The following is a 19,759-nucleotide window of genomic DNA, read 5'->3' as shown; positions in this document are numbered from 1 at the left end:
TATTAATTGATTCATCACTCATAATCAAAATGAAATAATATTTCAAATTTTGTTTTTCCTACATTTCAATAGCGAAAATAAGGCTTAAATTACAACAATTTAAATAAAAAATTAGATTATAAATGTGACAAAAATCAACATAGCTTAGTTGACTAATAATATATTGTGACATTAATTCCGACCCAATTTCATAACTTCACCCTTCATACGCCCAACATCCCGTGACAAAGATCTCATGTGATGACGAAAGGAAGTTATTTTGTCATTTAATTTCTAATATCAGACATAAACCAATTTGATGGTTTCAATCCTCACTCAAACTGACAAAAACACCTCATTAGGGTTAGAGGTTTCGTAATACTGAGTTTTTAAGGCAATAAAAAACCCTGCCATCACTGACAGGGCTTGATGATCAGATTCGCGTTACGCCCAGAAGGTAAGCGCTATAAACGTCAGTGCAACAATACACGCCACATTCAAAATAATGCCGACACGCATCATTTCACTTTGCTTGATATGCCCAGAACCAAACACGATTGCGTTTGGTGGTGTTGCAACAGGCAACATAAACGCACATGACGCAGCCACAGCAATTAACACCGATAAGATAACTGGTGACATGCCAAAGGCTTCAGCAACGGTCGCGAATACCGGGATTAGTAAGGCGGCACTTGCGGTGTTACTGGCAAACTCGGTTAAGAACACCACGAAGATAGCAATAACGGCGATAATGAAGAAGATGCCAAGGTGAGCAATCATCTCACTCAAGCCATTGGCTAAGAAGACACTTGTACCTGTTGCTTTAAGCACGTTACTTAAACAGATACCACCGCCGAATAGCAGCAATACGCCCCAGTCTGCGGTCTTTTCAATATCTTTCCAATGCACGACTCGTGCAAAGTTCACGGCCACTATCGCCCCTAACGCAACCACAGTATCAAATTTCGCGTACCCACCTAGCATCGCATTGATTGGCTTGCTGAATATCCAAAGGCAGACTGTGGCGGCAAAGATGGCTAAAGTCACCACCTTACCTTTATCCCAGTTCACTGCATCATGGTTGAGTTCGAACTTTCCTTGTAGATCAGGCTTTAAAATCACAAACAGAGTGGCGATAGCGATTGGCAGCAAGATAAGCGCAGTCGGTAAGCCAAAGCTCATCCACTCAGTAAAGGTTAAGCCTACTTCAGCAGCCGCAATCGCGTTCGGTGGGCTGCCGACAATCGTCGCAATACCACCGATACTGGCACTGTAAGCAATACCCAGTAGAACAAACACGTAAGTTTTGTGGCCGCTTTCAGAGTTCACTTTACTTAGAACGCCCAAAACCAGTGGTAGCATCATTGCTGTGGTTGCCGTGTTACTGATCCACATTGACAAAGCGGCTGTCACACCAAACAGCATAAACACCGCTACGCTCATCTTGCCCTTAGCAATGATCAGTACTTTATCAGCGATGACTTTATCCAGTCCCTGTCTGTGCATTGCAGCAGCCAGAGCAAAGCCACCTAAGAAAAGGAAGATGATGGAGTTAGCAAAGTTATTGAGCGCGGTTTGAGTATCAAAGACACCAAATAGCACCGCCATAATTGGCACTAGGATAGCCGTCACGGTGACGTGCAGAGCTTCAGTAAGCCACAAGATAGCGACAAAGGTCAGCATACAGATCCCCAAGACAACTTGAGGATCAAAAGGTAGGGTGAAGTACATAACCGCAAACAGAGCGATATCAGCAAGGATGATCATACTGTTGCGGTTAAAAAACCATTCTCGGGTATTGTTGGGTAAAGGGACACTATCATTTCTATTCATTATTATATTTCCTATTGAGGGCCTAGTGGCATAGCAAATGATCCCACACAAGCACGCTAAAGAAATATTTTTTATTGCGAATTTGTTAACCACATCATAAACGCGGTTATAATTGTTAAGCTAATGAATAATTTAGATAAGTTCCCTTTGTCATTTCGATTAATTAGCCATCAATTCATCGAAACTTTGCATGACTTCCGAGCACTTCATTACTCGCCCATGCCCTTGTCCTTGAGTCACCACGAGCTTCACTTTATCCATCTCGCTCGCTGCACGTTCAGACACTGAGAACTTGGCAAACTTATCCCCTTCATCATGAACAATAATAGTCGCTGCAGTGCGAAGTTTGAGTTTATTGTATGGATCAACCGATTGGATTGGGTAGCGATACTGCTCTTCAATCTCAGAAACAACCGCGTTGAACAGCTTCATTGAGTACCCAGAACGAGCAACACTACCAAACAAGTTTTCAAGATAATCCAATACCGGCGCGATCAATAGGAAAGGCTTACCAACGAGTTTTTGGTGATGACACTCAATTGATGACGCCGAGCCCATGCTGTGAGCGACCAGACCTGCCACTTCATCAACGCTGTCTAAAATCGCTTCTAAGCCATGCACAAACGCTGGGATATGGCCATAGACGCCACCACTTTGCCCATGCCCAGGGTGATCATACGCCAGTGCTGTAAACCCTTTGCTGGCGATATGCTGCATCAATGGATAAAACTGACTCGCACTGCCCGACCAACCGTGTGCCAATACCCAAACAGGACCAGAACCGAGTGTATAGGTTTTAAGCGTGCCTTCTTTGGATTGAACTTCTCCTTTGACCAACCCCGCCGGCTCAGTATTCTTTGGCTTAGTCCGAGCAGGTGTCAGTAGTAGTTTGCGTGCTGTCTTTTCCGCATGTTTTGGTGCAATCGTGTGGTGCAGTCGAGTCGTTAAGTTAATCAAGCTCTTCTTTACACTGAATTTTTGCGAAGTATTAAAGTAAATCTTCTCACTCATGGTTCTTTCCTTTTGGACTCGATCTGCTCTTACCACAAAATCGAACGACCGTGCTATTTTTATTTAAATAATAAGCCAAACTCAAGCTTGGCTTAGTAAAATTCTATTATTTCCAACTGGCTATTAGACGCTTCACACCTTGCCAGAAATGCTCATAACTCGCTTGCTCACCATGAATGGAGTAAAACAGGTGAGCACTTAAATACAGGCCGTATAACTCGAAGATAGCCTGTTTCGGATCGAGGTCAGCACGAAATTCGCCGTTCTCTACCCCTTTTGCCACTTGAATGGTCAGGTAGCCAATCCAAGTCTCAATGGTTTTTTTCAATACTACTTGAGTTGGCGGTGTTTCTGTGCCAGTTTCTTTCCAAGCATCAAGGAACATACAGCTGCCTTGAAAAGAGTGATTCCAACCTAGCCAGTTATCGAGCAACGTCGTTAGCTTCTGCTCAATCGAGATTGATGCATTCAGCCTCGCAGGCGCTATCACTCGTTCAGTAAAAATCTGGTTTGCATGTTCCAACACCGAGATTTGTAAGTTGTCCTTAGAGTTAAAGTGCGCAAACAAACCACTTTTAGACATCTCACACTGCTTGGCTAACTCACCAATCGTTAGGCTTTCTAAACCATTAACACTCGCTAACTCGAATGCCTTGTTCAAGATATTTTCTCGGGTGACTTTGCCTTTACTCATACAGCTCTCTCATTGGTAACATAACTATTTTTAGCACACTCGTACTTTTTTGCAATCTTTGCTTTTACTCAAAAGCGATTTGTCGAGGGTATAAATGTAAATATTGTTGCTGTATGACAAGTCTCTCAAATTGAGAAAAATACCTAATTTACTGACTAAGAAGTTGATTTTTAGTGGCAAAGCAGAAGGAAAAAGCTGTTATACCTCCCCTACTTTTATCTATTTAATTTGTCGTTATGGAAAGTAAGAAAATGGAGAGCATTGAGCTCGGCCGAGTCGTCGCAATACTGGCGATCGTTGCAATGCATTGCCAGATGTTTCTCAGCTATTGGCAATTCAACGAGGTACCTTGGGTTGGGTATATCTTTAATCAATCCACCCGCTTTGCGGTGCCACTGTTTTTCCTCATTTCAGGCTATTTGATTCAACCTAAGCTTGTTGATGCGCCTACCGAGACACTCAAACGTTACCTTTCTCCTCTGTTACGTGTCTTCATTGTCTGGAGCATTATCTGCCTAGCTATGCCGTTTAATTTAGGTACCGTGGCCGAGTCAGGCTACCTAGCTGAACGTCAAGGTTATTGGGGTTATTTAGCGCAAACGCCACTCAATACTCTGTTTGAAGGTGGCCTGGTTCATCTATGGTTTATCCCAGCTTTGATGTGCGCTGCTGCGATTACTGCGCTTCTCGCCAAGCTAAACAAACTTGATCTGCTGATCCCGCTTGCCTTTACGCTTTACGTCTACGGCGTTTTAGCCGGCAGTTACCAAGGTTTAACAGAGTTCTGGGCTCCAATATTTACTCGTAACGGTCCATTCTTTAGCACGCTATTGTTTGCGATTGGCTTTATGATTCGCCAACAAAACATTCAAGCAACCGCGAAACAAGCATTGACGTTAGCCCTGCTCGGCTTCGCAATGCATTTCACCGAAGCTTTGCTCCTCAACCAGCATGAACAACCATTTAATGCCAATGACTTCTTGTTTGGTACAGTACTATGGGGCACGGGCTGTTTTATGTGGTTACTAGCAAAACCAACGCTAGGGCAAGGCAGCTGGCTAACTCGTCAGTCTAAGTATGTCTTACCTTTGTACGTCGCCCATTTGCCTATCATCATTGTGATGATGAATGTCACTGGCATCTATCAAATCACTGGATTTGCCAAGGATATGACTGTGCTTGCTGGCGCTATCATCGGCACATTCCTACTGATTAAACTCCTTGAGAAAACGCCGCTCTATCGTTGGCTGTTTCGGTAACGTCTACAAAAAAAGCGATGGCTACAAACCATCGCTTTTTTCCAACCTATTCAATATTAAATCGACTAATGTCAGTGACCATGCTGGCGGAGCAGTGAACTTCATCACCAGAGCCTATCAAAGGGCAGATACGCAATGTTGAGCACAACCAGTGCCGCCATCACTGCAAAGGTTAATTTCATGCCTGATACGCGCCCTTTCAGTCTGTCTGCTAAGATCCCTTTCGCATGTAAAACTCGCCCTACTACAAACGCAATACCAGATAGGTGAATCATCCATAGCTGTGCTCCATTATGTTCAAGCAGCGCCATTAATATCAGGGTTATCGGCACATAATCGACGGCATTGCTGTGGGCACTTCGTGCGATGGTTAAGGCATCGACACCACCATCGGCATATTTCACCTGTGCTTTTCTGCGTTGTTTGATCACTTGAATCGACAGCCAAATCATCAGAGCTGCCAAAATTGCCGCATAGAGCGCAGTTACCATTGTTCTTCTCCGTATTTATCAGATAACTAAGACCTTATCAGTGTAGGTAATCTTTCATCGATACCAAGTCTCAAATAGCAAAAAGCCCCGCAAATTCACGAGGCTTGATCATAATCTCGATTGATTAACAACGCTCATCAGCACAACACTCATCTTGTAGAAAACCAATTACCCCTTCTAGGCATTGATACTCAGCGACACAAAATAGTGTGCGACCTTCACGGCGCTGGCTCAATAACCCCGCCGATGCCAGGCTAGAAATATGGTGAGAAAGCGTCGAACCGGGAATACCAAGCACTTCTTGTAGGCTCCCGACTGCGATACCTTGATATCCCGCCTTTACTACTGACTTGTAAATCGACAGACGTGTAGGATGCCCTAGTTCTTTGAGCGCTTTAGCAACAACTTCAAGTTCCATTAGAAACTCCGTAGCAAACAATACATTTCTAAAATAATCGAAATATACCTTATTTGCAAATAAAGAGTTTGCAAATAGATCGTATACGAATAGAAGGCTTGAAAATGAATCTCGTGACTAATAATAAATCTGGAGGATGGCGGCCACTAAGGTTTCTGGAATGATTTTGAGATTTGTAAAATAAATCTGATCAGTAATAACTTAGATTCTTTGTCTAACAACCGAACGGCTGATACAAGGTCATCCGATTCAATTTTCCTGATCGAAAGCTCATCCATTGCGACATCTAGATGGGTCATACCTAACGAGCGTAAGATAGAGCGGTATTGTGACAACTTAAGGTCTGACTCGCCTCTTTCAATTCGCTGATACGTTTTGGTACTCATACCAGCAAGCTTCGCGACTTTTTCTTGTGATAGCCCTGCCTGCTTTCGTCGTTCCATGATCACGGTGATGATAGGATCCATGAGCTCCCTCCTTGAGAAAACCGGACTCATTTGTCCTATTTGGAGCAATAACTGGACCATATTTTCCGCACTGCATTTACCCCAAACGAGTAGCTCAATAGAATCAAGTCGATACAGACACTTACCTAGCCAATCGTTTACTCAAGGATAAGAATGCGCTATTCACTCAGCGCAGATTGCAAAGTTCACACTCGCAATTTGCAAAAGTTGATCACAATTGACAGCGATAAGCACGGGAAACTAACTCGTCCCTTGTCAGCTAATGCTATGAAAGCTTTGTACCAAGCTCAACAGCGCTTGATGACCTACAAAGAGCTCAAGCTGCATGAAGAGATGATCGCCTTAAGTGAAATCGAGAACATTCTAATCAATATGTCTGAGCCTGAAAGAGAGATCGCCTTATGCGGGGTGATCTGTATCGATTTCCATATTCGATTAATTGATGCTTGGTTAGAGCAAAGCACCGCCTTCGCCTAGCGCTTTAAATCTTCTCTGTCGCGCATTATTTACTTTCACTAACGGCCCTCCCATACCCATAAAAATTATTTAACTACTAATCAAGCACTTAATAATTATTTCGAAATTTATCGAAATAATTATTGATCTCTAAGTTTATATTTCTATAATTCGAGAAAGGTAGAAATGAATTTGACTACTCAGGTTCATTGATTTTCGAATTTGGAGTTACATTATGAATACAGTTTTTCCAAGCAATGAGTTAATGTCGATGGCAAGTGAAGCCCTTGATATGTTCGCTTTCCTCGCCACTGAACTGATCATTCTGTTTCTGGCGATCAGCTACATCGTCGGCGTACTGCAAGAGTTTCTAACACCGCAAAAGATCCAGTCCATCTTGAGCTCGCGCAATGGTAAAGGTTACATCGTTGCGGCGTTACTTGGCGCTATCACCCCATTTTGTTCTTGCTCAACCATTCCTTTCTTAAAAGGTTTGCTACGTGCAAGAGCTGGATTCGGCCCGATGATGGTGTTCCTGTTTGGTAGCCCGCTACTTAACCCAGTTATCATAGGTTTATTTGTCATCACCTTCGGTTGGAAAGTCGCGCTGTTCTATTTCTTAGTGGCGATGATCGTATCGGTAGTCGCGGGTTACACATTAGAAAAACTGGGCTTTGAGCGTTATGTAAAGCCAGAAGCTTACCAAGCAGCAGAAGCGTCAAGTTGTGGTACTAGCTGTGGCGACACTAAACCAGCACCAAAGAAAGAGTCATCATGTGGGACTTCTAGCTGCGGCGAACCTGCTCCAGTTATGGCAAAAGCCAGCGCAGCGAAAACAGACTCATGCTGTAGCAGCAAGGAAGAACCAAAAATTGAAGTTAACTGCTGCGGTTCTGACAGTGTGGCAACCGCCACTATCGTTGAAAAGAGCGAGCCAAACCGCTGGGTAAGAATTTGGCATTCAACTTGGAAAGACTTTAAACAAGTGTTCCCATACTTGATGCTAGGTATTGCGATAGGCTCATTCATCTACGGCTTTATCCCAACAGAACTGATTGCAGAATATGCTGGTGCGGGTAAGTGGTACGCGATTCCAGTGGCAGCAGTGATTGGTATCCCACTGTACATTCGCGCTGAAGCGGTGATTCCGCTAAGTGCAGCTTTGGTACAGAAAGGAATGGCTTTAGGTTCGGTAATGGCACTAATCATCGGTAGTGCTGGTGCAAGTCTGACAGAGGTAATTTTGCTCAAGTCTATCTTTAAGAATCAGATGATTGCTGCTTTCCTTACCGTCATCTTAGGTATGGCGATCGGTGCAGGCTTCCTGTACAGCTTTATCTTTGGTTAATCCTATAAGATCTTAGGTTAACCGCCACAAATGAAAAAGCATTCAGTTCCTACAACCGTAGAGCCAGTAAAGATAGTCAATTACGGTAACAACAATGGCGAAGTCGTTGGACTTCGCTTGAAGTGAATATGTACACCCATTGTTCCAACCCACCACCAACAGGCATTCACCAAACAAATAACACACCCCCAACAACCATTCACCCGGCGGGTGTCATCAAAATATTTTAGGAAAAATCAATATTTCTTAGAAAAAACAGACTCCGTTTTGAGCTCAAATTTGCTAGGCTTGTGGAAATTTTTTTTTACAACTTAAGCTGTAATTATTTTTAGGTAAGGTATTTTTTTTGAATATGAAATTATTCGGCAGTTCCTTGATCTTAGCAGGAACCGCTCTTGGGGCAGGTATGCTTGCTATCCCCATGGTTTTAGCCCAATTTGGTTTTATCGTCAGTTCCGTTTTAATGCTGTTTATCTTTATCGGCACCACTTTCTCTGCGCTTCTTCTCGCCGAGGCTTGCAGTAAAACGAAACAAAGCAACAGCATGAGCAGTGTGGCATACTTAACCCTAGGCAAAACAGGTCAGCACTTCATTAATATCTTGTTCTACCTATTGCTCGTTTGTATGTCGATTGCTTACATCCTTGGCATTGGTGACATCCTCAACAAACTGTTGGGAGATGTAGGTATCTCAGTCTCTACCACGACCTGCTATACCCTATTTAGCTTATTGATGGGTGTAATCGTGGTTGCGGGTAAAGGACACATTGACCGCCTTAACCGTGGCCTATTCTTAATGATGGTCGCGATGCTGTTTATCGTCATTTTCTCGCTGCTCAATAACATTAATCTCGATTACATCACTCAAGACTCAGATTACTCAGTCAACGATATCGTAAAGTACAGCGCGATTATCTTTACCAGTTTCGCCTCTATGGTGGTGATCCCGTCCTTGATTGATTACAACCGTGAAGCAAGCCAAAAGGAAATCAGAAACATGATTTTGCTCGGCTCACTGATCCCTCTGTTCTGTTACCTAATTTGGTTATTTGCCATTATCGGCAACCTTGGTACAGAGGCCATCAGCCGCTTCCATAATATCTCTGAGCTGATTAACGCCTTCAGTGAATCGCAGTCTATGATCAAGACGATTGTGGCAATCTTCTCTGCTCTTGCACTTGTAACCTCTTTCCTTGGTGTTTCTATGGCGCTTTACGACCAAAACCAAGATGCGATTACCACAAATAAACCAGCCGCTTACTTACTGACATTTGTACTACCACTGGCTTTGGCAAGTCTGTTCTCAAACCAGTTCGTTAGCATGCTCGACTACGCCGGAATGGTGTTAGTGTTCTTAGCGATTTGGGGGCCGCTCATGATGGTGAAAAAGGTACGTCAGCCAGACTTCCCTAACCTGTGTTTGGAGACCTCTTATACTGCAGGCGGTGGCACTTTGGCACTCAACGTCACTTTCTTGTTCGGTGCCTTGATCTTCGTCTCTTGGTTTATGAGTTAAATAACCAATTAAACGTTTACGTCTTTATGAATGAATAAAGACGTAAACGTCTCCTATTAAAATGCACCATTAGTAATACAATTTCTCTTTTTAGCCTTTTCGCTCTCACGTTATGAATTAACCGCTTTTCGTTTGACAATCACTCACGATCTTAACCTGTAGCTGCTTACTCCAATCAACATCTCACTTTTCATTAAAAGTTCTTCATTTTTCATCGTTCAGTACATTTGCCGATTGCATAATTTTTGTCAGCGCTTAATATAAAGACATATAATCATACAATAAGATATTTGGAGTGAGATATGACTAAACCTATTATTGGATTCATCGGCTTAGGCTTGATGGGTGGCAACATGGTTGAAAACCTACAAAACCGTGGTTACGAACTAAACGTAATGGACCTAAATAAAGATGCTGTCGCAAAGTGTGTGGCTCGTGGTGCTAAAGAAGCGCACACACCAAAAGAGCTCGCCGAGAAAAGTGACATCGTGATGCTATGTCTAACAACCTCAGAAGTCGTTGAGAAGGTCGTTTACGGTGAAGAAGGTATCATTGCAGGTATTAACGAAGGCGCAACACTGATTGACTTTGGTACTTCGATACCAGCATCGACTAAGAAGATCGGAGCTGCTCTAGCAGAAAAAGGGGCAGGCATGATCGACGCACCTTTAGGTCGTACCCCTGCACATGCTAAAGATGGCCTATTGAACATCATGGCAGCCGGTGATATCAACACATTCAACAAAGTGAAACCGGTCCTTGATGATCAAGGTGAAAACGTATTCTACCTAGGTGCACTAGGCTCTGGTCACGTAACTAAGTTAGTAAACAACTTCATGGGTATGACTACTGTAGCGACGATGTCTCAAGCATTCGCTGTAGCTAAGCAAGCTGGTGTCGATGGACAACAGCTATTTGACATCATGTCTGCAGGTCCATCTAACTCACCATTTATGCAATTCTGTAAGTTCTACGCTGTAGACGGCGAAGAGAGACTAGGTTTTTCTATCAACAACGCAAATAAAGACCTAGGTTACTTCCTTGCTCTTTGTGAAGAGCTAGGCACCGAGTCTCTAATAGCGCAAGGAACCTCTAAGAGCTTGCAAGCTGCTGTTGAAAAGGGTCTAGGTAACAACGATGTTCCAGTAATCTTCGACTACTTTGCTGAGTTACAAGCTTAATAAGATAAGTATCTACAAAGCGTTCCCATGAAATAACATGGGAGCGCTTTTTTTATTTCATCGCGTATGCGCTAACCTTTTTTCGTTCCCCCCCAGTCTAGCGGCAGGTTCTCTCTATACAAAAAACGAGCACTGAGGCTCGCTTTTCATTCTTTCGCTAGTTTTGTCGGGGAGTTACGACACTTATGCTACGTGAGCTACTGCGTCGCGAACCAGTGTACCTAGTTCATCCCACTTACCTTCATCGATAAGTTTTGTTGGCACCATCCAAGTACCGCCACATGCCAGTACTGAAGGGATAGACAAATACTCGTCTACGTTACCTAGGTTCACGCCACCTGTTGGCATGAATTTCACTGGGTAAACTGCCGTTAGTGCTTTAAGCATACCAACACCGCCAGATGGCTCAGCAGGGAAGAACTTAAGTGTACGCAGCCCCATTTCCATCGCTTGCTCAACTAGGCTTGGGTTGTTTACGCCAGGTACGATAGCCACGCCTTTGTCTAGGCAGTATTGAACCGTGCGAGGGTTAAAACCTGGGCTTACGATAAAGTCCACACCAGCTTCGATCGCTTGGTCAACTTGCTCGTTAGTTAGGATCGTACCTGCACCGATCAGCATTTCTGGGAACTCAGCGCGCATCGCACGAATCGCTTCTGCAGCACACTCTGTGCGGAACGTGATTTCTGCGCAAGGCATACCGTTTTCAACCAAAGTGCGGCCTAGAGGAATCGCATCTTCTGCTTTGTTGATGGCAATAACAGGAATTACTTTTAGGTTTGCTAGTTGTTCGTTTAATGTCGTCATAAGAGTGTACTCGTCGTCGTTAACTTGAGTTCAATAAATCACTGCGGAGCGCCGATTTATCAACGCTCGGCAAAAGAATTACAAAGGAAGATCTGGCATCACTTCACGTGGAATGATGGCACCTTTATGTTGAATTACCGCGCCAGCCATACAGTGGCCAGAGTAAGCCGATTCCGCTGCATTGCCGCCAGTCAAACGCTTCGCCAAAAAGCCCGCACTGAAAGAATCACCAGCCGCTGTTGTATCAATCACGTTGTCGACTTTGTTTGGCGCCACGTATTGCGCTTCGCCATTCGCGACAACCAAGCAATCTTTGCTACCACGTTTGATGATGATTTCATCCACGCCCAGTGCAGAGGTTCTCTCAATGCACTGTTCTAGATGCTCGTCACCGTAAAGCATTTGCTCATCTTCAAATGTGAGCAGTGCAATATCCGTGTGCTTAAGGATCTTAAGGTACCAAGACATGGCATTCTCGCGGCTTTCCCACAATTTAGGACGGTAGTTGTTATCGAAAATAACCTTACCACCTTGTGCATTGAAGCGCTCAAGGAAGCCAAACAGTTGCGTCTTACCTTCTTCAGTAAGGATCGCTAATGTAATACCGCTCAAGTAAACCGCATCGTACGAGTAAAGTTTGTCGACTAATAGCGGAGACTCGTTTTGCTCGAATAGGAACTTAGCGGCCGCTTCGTTACGCCAGTAGTGGAAGTAACGTTCGCCAGTTTCATCGGTTTCGATGTAGTAGATACCTGGTTGCTTTTCTTTAACGGAAAGAACCAGACTAGTATCGATGCCCTCTTCTTGCCATGCTGATAGCATTTCTTGGCTAAAAGGATCGTTACCTAGAGCCGTTACATAGCTGGTTTTGATGTCGTGAGCTTTGGTCAAACGAGATAAATACAGTGCGGTATTCAACGTATCACCACCGAATGACAGCTTTAGCTGACCTTCCTTTTTCTGTAGCTCAACCATACATTCGCCAATGACCGCGATGTTTAATGATTTCATGTTGTCACCTTAGCAACTGAGGTTGCGCTATAGATTATTTTAAGAAGTCTTCACGAGCTGGGTTGAAGATATCCAGAAGAATGCTGTCTTGCTCTAATGCAACTGCACCGTGCATCATGTGCTTACGAGCAAAGTATGCATCGCCTTCTTTTAGTACTTTCTTCTCACCTTCGATTTCTGCTTCAAAGCTGCCACGTACTACGTAACCGATTTGATCGTGAATTTCGTGAGTATGCGGAGCGCCAATCGCACCTTTATCAAAACATAGGTGAACCGCCATTAGGTCATCTGTGTAAGCAACAATTTTACGCTTGATACCGCCGCCTAGCTCTTCCCACGGGTTCTCATCTAATACAAAGAAAGAATTCATCGTCATACTCCTAAAAAATCTCTATTAAAGCGAACCCTACGGCACTTCATTCTTAACCGTGCTTTCATTAAAAGGTTCTCTTAAAAAAGCGTCGTATTGATAAAAGTGAAACGCAAATCGAAAGGGTCTGCTGTCGAATTAGTAACGAGCATATCCCACTCATATCAATTGTAATACAATATATCTAAAAATATGTGATATCCATCAAACGGTGCTCGCTAAAGCATTCCACTTAACGATTGATAACGCCGAAACATCAGCCACAACAAGGATTGACACAACAATACAAATCAACAAGTTAGCTAAATTCGCGTGATTTCACTCTCCCTTCTTGCCACAAAAACTACACCAAAACTTAATATTGTATTACTTTATTGGGAATTTAAGAAAACAACACACTTCATCTGAGGGTGGTAAAGAAATGACTACACAACCGATTTTGTTGACTGAAGCAGAAGTCGAACTACTAAGAAAGGAAGTCGGAAAGCCGAGCTTAATGGGCAAATCCATTGACGCAAACCGCAAAGAACTTGAAGCCTTCATGCGTCTGCCTCTAGACGTACCAGGTCACGGCGAAGCGGGTGGCTACGAGCACAACCGCCACAAACAAAACTATACCTACATGAACTTAGCCGGTCGTTTGTTCTTGATCACTCAAGAAGAAAAGTACGCGCAGTTCGTTAAAGATCTTCTCGCTATTTACGCAGAAAAGTACCTCACCTTTGATTTCCACGTACAGAAAAACACTAACCCAGCAGGTCGTCTTTTCCACCAGATCCTTAATGAACACTGTTGGTTAATGTTTACTAGCCTTGCTTACTCTTGCGTGGCATCAGTGATGACAGAAGAAGAGCGCACAGCCGTTGTTGAGCGCATATTCGAACCAATGCTAGACATGTTCACCGTGAAGTACGCGCACGATTTCGACCGCATTCACAACCACGGTATCTGGGCAGTTGCGGCTGTTGGTATTTGTGGTCTAGCTATTGGCAAACCTGAATATCTAGAGATGTCGGTATACGGTCAAGACCGTGATGATACTGGCGGCTTCTTAGCGCAAATCTCACAGTTGTTCGCCCCTTCTGGTTACTACATGGAAGGTCCTTACTACCATCGTTATGCGATTCGTCCAACTTGTGTATTTGCAGAAGTAGTACACCGTCACATGCCTGAAGTAGACATTTACAACTACAAAGACAAAGTGATTGGCAACACAGTACAAGCGATGCTGGCAACGGCTTACCCGAATGGTGAGTTCCCTGCCCTTAATGACGCATCTCGTACCATGAGCATTACCGACATGGGCGTTCAAGTGGCAGTGAGCGTTTACAGCAAACACTACGGTATGGATGACAACATCCTAGGCATGGCGAAGATTCAAAACGCCGTTTGGATGCACCCATGTGGTCTTGAGCTTTCTCAAGCCTACGATAAAGCAATCGCAGACCGTGAAATCGGCATGCCTTTCTGGCCAAGTGTGGAACTTAACGAAGGTCCAGCTGGTAACAACGGTGCACAAGGCTTTATCCGTATGCAGGATAAAACCGGTGATGTGTCACAGCTTATGATGAACTACGGTCAACACGGCATGGGACATGGTAACTTCGATACGCTTGGCATTACCTTCTTCAACAGTGGTCAAGAAGTGCTGCGTGAATACGGCTTCTGTCGCTGGGTAAACGTAGAGCCTAAATTCGGCGGTCGTTACCTAGACGAAAACAAATCGTACGCACGTCAAACTATCGCGCACAACGCAGTAACGATTGATGAGCAATGTCAGAATGGTTTCGATGTAGACCGCGCTGATTCAGTACACGGTTTGCCTCACTTCTTTAAAGTAGAAGGCACTGAAATCAACGGTATGAGTGCGTTTGCGAACGACCATTACCCGAATACAGACATGCAGCGCAGTGTGTTCATGCTTAACCTAGATGAGCTTGAAGCACCGCTATTGCTAGACCTTTACCGCATCGAAGGTGAAGGCGAGCATCAGTACGACTACTCTCATCAATACGATGGTCAAATCGTACGTACTAACTTCGATTACCAAAGCTTTGGTGAACTGAACACGCTTGGCGATGACTTCGGTTACCAGCACCTTTGGAAAGTAGCAAGCGGCAAAACGCAAGATATGGCATTGGTTAGCTGGCTACAAAACAACACCTACTACACTTGGTTAGGCACAAGCAGCAGCGCGAAAGCTATTGTCGATGAGAACACGCGAGATAATGAAGTGATCTTCACTCGCACTGGCGCCAATGACCCAAGCTTTAACCTACGTAGCGAACCGGCATTCATTCTGCGCAGCAAGGGCGAATCGACACTATTTGCTTCTGTGCTAGAAACACACGGCTACTTCAATGAAGAGTTTGAGCAATCGGTGAATGCACTTGGTCAGGTGAAAGATATTCGCGTCGTGGGTTACAACGCCGTTGGCAGCATCGTAGAAATCGCGACTGAAAAATCACTGGTTACTGTGATGATCAGCAATGTGCTAGGCGCTGACGACCAAACCCCACACCAAGTAGAAATGAACGGTAAAACCTACAGCTGGAATGGCTTCTACTCTCTAGAAGTGAACGCATTTGGGCAGGAGAAGTAATAATGAGCTACCAAACCCAGTCTTACCAACCGCTATTAATGAACTTTGAAGAAGCGGCAGAACTAAGCAAAGCACTTGGCACGGATAGCCTATTAGGAAATGCACTAGCACGTGACATCAAACAAACTGACGCTTACATGGCAGAGGTGGGTATTGAAGTTCCAGGTCACGGCGAAGGTGGTGGTTACGAGCACAACCGCCACAAGCAAAACTACATCCACATTGATCTAGCGGGTCGCCTATTCCTTATCACTGGCGAACAGAAGTACCGCGATTACATCGTGGACATGCTAACGGCTTACGCGAAGGTTTACCCGACGCTAGAAAGCAACACCAGCCGTGACTCTAACCCTCCGGGTAAGATCTTCCACCAAACTCTGAACGAGAACATGTGGATGCTATACGCATCTTGTGCGTACAGCTGCATTTACCACACATTGGAAGAAGAGCAAAAAACACTGATTGAAAACGACCTGTTCAAACAAATGATTGAGCTGTTCGTAGTCACTTACGGTCACGACTTCGACATCGTACACAACCACGGTCTGTGGGCTGTAGCAGCAGTCGGTATCTGTGGTTACGCAATTAACGATCAAGATGCGGTAGACAAAGCACTTTACGGTTTGAAACTGGACAAAGTCAGCGGCGGATTCCTAGCTCAGTTAGACCAATTGTTCTCACCAGACGGCTACTACATGGAAGGTCCTTACTACCACCGTTTCTCGCTGCGTCCAATCTACCTGTTCGCAGAAGCGATTGAGCGTCGTCAGCCTGAGCTTGGTATTTACGAGTTCAACGACTCGGTCATCAAGACCACGTCTTACGCAGTATTTAAGACGGCATTCCCAGATGGCACTTTGCCTGCACTGAACGATTCATCGAAGACGATTTCGATTAACGATGAAGGCGTAATCATGGCAACGTCAGTATGTTTCCACCGTTACGAGCAGTCTGAAACGCTACTTGGCATGGCAGACCACCAACAAGACGTTTGGGTTCATATCTCAGGCAAAACATTGTCTGATGCGGTTGCAGCTGCAGACAACATCAAGCCATTCAACTGGGGTAGCCTATTCGTGACTGACGGCCCAGAAGGCGAAAAAGGCGGCATAAGCATTCTTCGTCACCGTGACGAGCAAGACGACGACACAATGGCGCTTATCTGGTTTGGTCAACACGGCAGCGACCACCAGTACCACTCAGCGCTAGACCACGGTCACTACGATGGTTTGCATCTGAGCGTATTTAACCGTGGTCATGAAGTGCTGCACGATTACGGCTTTGGTCGCTGGGTAAACGTTGAGCCTAAATTTGGCGGTCGTTACATCCCAGAGAACAAGTCTTACTGTAAGCAGACGGTCGCGCACAACACAGTAACGGTTGACCAAAAGACGCAAAACAACTTCGACACAGCGCTAGCAGAAACCAAGTTCGGTTCTAAGCACTTCTTCAAAGCTGATGACGAAAAACTGCAAGGCATGAGCGGTCGTATTTCTGGTTACTACAACGGTGTAGACATGCAGCGCAGCATCATTCTTGCTGAGTTGCCAGAATTCGAAAAACCACTTGTAATTGATGTTTACCGCATCGAAGCAGATCAAGAGCACCAATACGACCTGCCGGTGCACTACTCTGGTCAAATCATCCGTACGGATTTTGAATACGATGTAGAAAGCACACTGCGTCCAATGGGCGAAGACAACGGCTACCAGCACCTATGGAACATCGGTTCTGGTCAAGTCGAAGGCAGTTCACTGATAAGCTGGTTGCACGACAACAGCTACTACTCGCTAATCACAAGCGCAACTAACGGTGGCAAAGTGTTCTTCACCCGCACAGGCGCAAATGATCCAGACTTCAACTTGAAGAGCGAGCCAGCACTGATCCTACGTCAATCTGGTCAGAACCACGTATTTGCTTCTGTATTAGAGACACACGGTTACTTCAACGAGTCTATCGAAGCATCGGTTGGCGCTCGTGGCCTAGTAGAGTCAGTAACCGTCGTTGGCAACAACGAAGTGGGTACTGTGATTCGTCTGCAAACCACAACAGGCAACGCTTACCACTTCGCTATCTGCAACCTAGACGAAGACAAGCAAAACGCGGCACATCGCGTTGAGTTCGACGGTGTGACTTACACTTGGGAAGGCGCATTCGCACAAATTTAATCTTTAGATAGGGTCTGTTTATCTTTCGTGGTTAAATTTTGTTCGAGATAAAAGCGTTTTAATCGCGGCGAGTCGATTGAAGCCTAGTGGTTCTAAGTAAAATTGACTCAACAAAGAGTAAAACGCTTTTAGCCGAACCCTTTGGGTAGCGTTTGTAGGTGCTTTCTACTGCGTTATCGGCTTATCAGGTAGAATAACTACATATCAAAGCCTCTGCCTTGCATAAAATACCTACAAACTGCTGCAAAAATCATCACGAAAGGTCAACAGACCCTAGCCACTAAAAATTAATGTAAAAATCGGGAACTAATTCAAAGCCGGACATCATGTCCGGCTTTTTTTTCTTTTACTTCCATCAACAGCCCCCTCTTCGTTTTATCAATACCAATCAAATCGTTTGTGCATGTTTTGTTTTTGTTGGAGACACAAAAAATCCCTAACCATTGGACTCTGCTGATTAGGGATGGTTTAAATTATTCATTAGCTATCAGGTTACTTACCGTTTAGCTTTAACTTGGAGAACAAAACCCCACCAACTTAACCAATGTTTCGAGCTTTTCAAAGCGAGGGCTTCTTGTTCTCTCTTGAGTCCGCCCTATCACTTAAAGCGCCCCTTTCACTGAGTACCTTATCCGCAGAAATCGGTGCTAAAGCTCCTCTCATCGGTTGTCTCCCTTCCATAGTGAGCAAGCAACTGGCATAAAAAATCCCTTGTCGTTGAGGGCTTTTAATCGGATGACAACTTACTTATTAATCATACATAAGCCTCTCAGCTTTCTTCAGATCAAACTCGTTGAGTGATTTACGCGCCAAGTGCCTAAATGGCAGTGCTTTCACTATTTCTTCAAATGGCATAACGGCGAACGCCCAGAAGAAAGAGAGATCCCAATGCAGAATGATCAATGCACACAGTGGGATGGACACAATCCACTGACCAGTGAAGTTAATCTTGAAGACTTCCGTTGTCTTACCTAATGCACGTAAAACATGCCCATGCACCGTGTTATAGCCACGCACAATTGGCAACAAAATGTACAGCGGGGCAATAGAATCAAGTGCAACGTATGTAGTCGGGTCCAAATCTGGATACAAATCTGGAAGAACGAAACTCAAAGCAAGAAAGAAGGCAGCGGACACAAATGAGATCATCACTGCCATATCGATGCTGATATCAACGTTCTTGCGTAACTCATCCATTTGTCGTGAACCAATCGCTTGACTGATCGTAATCGCCGACGAGTGTGCCCAAGCTGTGATGAACTGTGTACCTGCTTTAATCCAAGGCATCACGATGGTCATCGCTACGTAGGCGTTCAATGTCAGCTGTGAGTACAACAACATGTAGATAGTCGCACCGGTTTGCAACATGGTCACGTTTGCTGCAACGGGGAATATCTCTTTAAAGTGGTTCAGCGTGTTGGCCTTCAGTGAGGCGTCTAAGTTCTTAATCGACAAGACGATGGAATCATCCCATCGAATACAAAGAGTTAAGTACAGCAATCGAATGGTGATAGCGATTAAGCTGCCTGCAGCCGCGCCTTGCACACCAATGCCCTCAAAACCAGTAAAGCCATGAATCAACACGTACGACATTGCCATGTTGACTGGTAGCTCAATCAAATACCCTTTGAACGGCACTTTGGTTCGGCCAAGTGCATTAAACAAAGCGATCATAACTTGGGTAATCGCGTTGAAGATGATGATGAATTTGGCGACAGCGAGGTAACGTTCAGTCTCTGCATAAAGAGCAACGTTGTCGGTCAACTTACTGATCAACGCTTTGTCGAAGGCGGTAATCAGTGTCCAAAACACTACCGCGACCAAAACGTTGATAATTAAGCCCGCCCAGAAGCCTTTGTTCAGAGACAGGTGTTGCCCAGACCCAACCGCTCGACTGAGTACCAACTGTGAGCCGTTCGCCAACGCCATTTGGATACCTAAAACAAAGGAGACGATGGTGGTGGCAATACCCATGGCGGCAAGGGAAACTTCACCTAGCGGTGAGACAAGGAAGGTGTCGATCATTAACATCGACTGCATTAATAAAGCGTTCAAGGCCAACGGCCAAGCAAGGGACAGATTTTTTCTTATATGGGGTTGGGAAGACATGGTAGACCTTTCGGAGTTGTCACAAGCGCAACTAGCAAG

Annotated in this window: 17 protein-coding genes; 7 read left to right on the top strand and 10 right to left on the bottom strand. The window is 44.7% G+C overall.

What is annotated here, in order from left to right:
- Positions 1-423: 423 nt before the first annotated feature.
- From ACU01J_RS05760 to ACU01J_RS05750, 3 genes are all read right to left on the bottom strand, one after another.
- Entirely contained in the window at positions 424-1,812 is a 1,389-nt protein-coding gene (locus ACU01J_RS05760) for an SLC13 family permease (protein ID WP_481084796.1), read from the bottom strand.
- 159 nt (positions 1,813-1,971) lie between these two features.
- Positions 1,972-2,823, bottom strand: coding sequence for an alpha/beta fold hydrolase (locus ACU01J_RS05755; protein ID WP_481084795.1), 852 nt, complete (start codon positions 2,821-2,823; stop codon positions 1,972-1,974).
- 106 nt (positions 2,824-2,929) lie between these two features.
- Positions 2,930-3,517 (bottom strand): TetR/AcrR family transcriptional regulator, encoded by a 588-nt coding sequence (locus ACU01J_RS05750; RefSeq protein WP_481084794.1) that lies wholly within the window; start codon positions 3,515-3,517, stop codon positions 2,930-2,932.
- Positions 3,518-3,753: 236 nt separating this feature from the next.
- Between ACU01J_RS05750 and ACU01J_RS05745 the strand changes: the two genes are divergently transcribed.
- The gene (locus ACU01J_RS05745) at positions 3,754-4,776 is read left to right on the top strand and encodes an acyltransferase (RefSeq protein ID WP_481084793.1); all 1,023 of its coding nucleotides are present in this window, start codon (positions 3,754-3,756) and stop codon (positions 4,774-4,776) included.
- Between the two features lie 104 nt (positions 4,777-4,880).
- Here ACU01J_RS05745 and ACU01J_RS05740 read toward each other — a convergent pair whose 3' ends face one another.
- The 3 genes from ACU01J_RS05740 to ACU01J_RS05730 form a co-directional block, all read right to left on the bottom strand.
- Positions 4,881-5,267, bottom strand: coding sequence for an MAPEG family protein (locus tag ACU01J_RS05740; protein WP_481084792.1), 387 nt, complete (start codon positions 5,265-5,267; stop codon positions 4,881-4,883).
- A gap of 124 nt (positions 5,268-5,391) precedes the next feature.
- Positions 5,392-5,685 carry an ArsR/SmtB family transcription factor gene (locus tag ACU01J_RS05735; RefSeq protein WP_481084791.1) on the bottom strand — a complete coding sequence of 98 codons (294 nt, stop codon included), beginning with the start codon at positions 5,683-5,685 and terminating at the stop codon, positions 5,392-5,394.
- Between the two features lie 146 nt (positions 5,686-5,831).
- The gene (locus tag ACU01J_RS05730) at positions 5,832-6,152 is read right to left on the bottom strand and encodes a helix-turn-helix transcriptional regulator (RefSeq protein ID WP_481084790.1); all 321 of its coding nucleotides are present in this window, start codon (positions 6,150-6,152) and stop codon (positions 5,832-5,834) included.
- A gap of 153 nt (positions 6,153-6,305) precedes the next feature.
- Between ACU01J_RS05730 and ACU01J_RS05725 the strand changes: the two genes are divergently transcribed.
- The 4 genes from ACU01J_RS05725 to ACU01J_RS05710 all read left to right on the top strand — a co-directional run bounded on the left by ACU01J_RS05725 (position 6,306) and on the right by ACU01J_RS05710 (position 10,653).
- A complete protein-coding gene (locus ACU01J_RS05725) occupies positions 6,306-6,629 on the top strand; it encodes a hypothetical protein (protein WP_481084789.1) in 324 nt (107 codons plus the stop codon).
- 214 nt (positions 6,630-6,843) lie between these two features.
- Complete coding sequence (locus tag ACU01J_RS05720) at positions 6,844-7,956, top strand: permease (RefSeq protein WP_481084788.1); 1,113 nt, start codon at positions 6,844-6,846, stop codon at positions 7,954-7,956.
- Positions 7,957-8,308: 352 nt separating this feature from the next.
- Positions 8,309-9,472, top strand: a complete 1,164-nt coding sequence (locus ACU01J_RS05715) for an amino acid permease (RefSeq protein ID WP_481084922.1) — start codon at positions 8,309-8,311, stop codon at positions 9,470-9,472.
- A 302-nt stretch (positions 9,473-9,774) separates the two neighbouring features.
- A complete protein-coding gene (locus tag ACU01J_RS05710) occupies positions 9,775-10,653 on the top strand; it encodes an NAD(P)-dependent oxidoreductase (protein WP_481084787.1) in 879 nt (292 codons plus the stop codon).
- Positions 10,654-10,836: 183 nt separating this feature from the next.
- Here ACU01J_RS05710 and ACU01J_RS05705 read toward each other — a convergent pair whose 3' ends face one another.
- The 3 genes from ACU01J_RS05705 to ACU01J_RS05695 form a co-directional block, all read right to left on the bottom strand.
- Positions 10,837-11,460 (bottom strand): bifunctional 4-hydroxy-2-oxoglutarate aldolase/2-dehydro-3-deoxy-phosphogluconate aldolase, encoded by a 624-nt coding sequence (locus ACU01J_RS05705; RefSeq protein WP_481084786.1) that lies wholly within the window; start codon positions 11,458-11,460, stop codon positions 10,837-10,839.
- A gap of 78 nt (positions 11,461-11,538) precedes the next feature.
- On the bottom strand, positions 11,539-12,471 hold the full coding sequence (gene kdgK, locus ACU01J_RS05700; RefSeq protein ID WP_481084785.1) for a 2-dehydro-3-deoxygluconokinase: 933 nt from the start codon (positions 12,469-12,471) through the stop codon (positions 11,539-11,541).
- A gap of 34 nt (positions 12,472-12,505) precedes the next feature.
- The gene (locus ACU01J_RS05695; RefSeq protein ID WP_005450851.1) at positions 12,506-12,841 is read right to left on the bottom strand and encodes a cupin domain-containing protein; all 336 of its coding nucleotides are present in this window, start codon (positions 12,839-12,841) and stop codon (positions 12,506-12,508) included.
- A 421-nt stretch (positions 12,842-13,262) separates the two neighbouring features.
- On the opposite strand from ACU01J_RS05695, the gene ACU01J_RS05690 reads away from it, so the two are divergent.
- Together ACU01J_RS05690 and ACU01J_RS05685 are read left to right on the top strand one after the other, a co-directional pair.
- Positions 13,263-15,443: a heparinase II/III domain-containing protein gene (locus tag ACU01J_RS05690; RefSeq protein WP_481084784.1), complete on the top strand. Its 2,181-nt coding sequence runs from the start codon at positions 13,263-13,265 to the stop codon at positions 15,441-15,443.
- A gap of 2 nt (positions 15,444-15,445) precedes the next feature.
- Positions 15,446-17,611, top strand: a complete 2,166-nt coding sequence (locus tag ACU01J_RS05685) for a heparinase II/III domain-containing protein (protein ID WP_481084783.1) — start codon at positions 15,446-15,448, stop codon at positions 17,609-17,611.
- A 750-nt stretch (positions 17,612-18,361) separates the two neighbouring features.
- Here the strand turns inward: ACU01J_RS05685 and ACU01J_RS05680 are convergent.
- A complete protein-coding gene (locus ACU01J_RS05680) occupies positions 18,362-19,651 on the bottom strand; it encodes an MATE family efflux transporter (RefSeq protein ID WP_481084782.1) in 1,290 nt (429 codons plus the stop codon).
- Positions 19,652-19,759 lie beyond the last annotated feature (108 nt).

This window comes from Vibrio sp. 2433-A1 (assembly GCF_056726085.1).
Note: the sequence above shows the minus strand (reverse complement) of the source record. Positions and strands in the feature narration are given on the sequence as shown.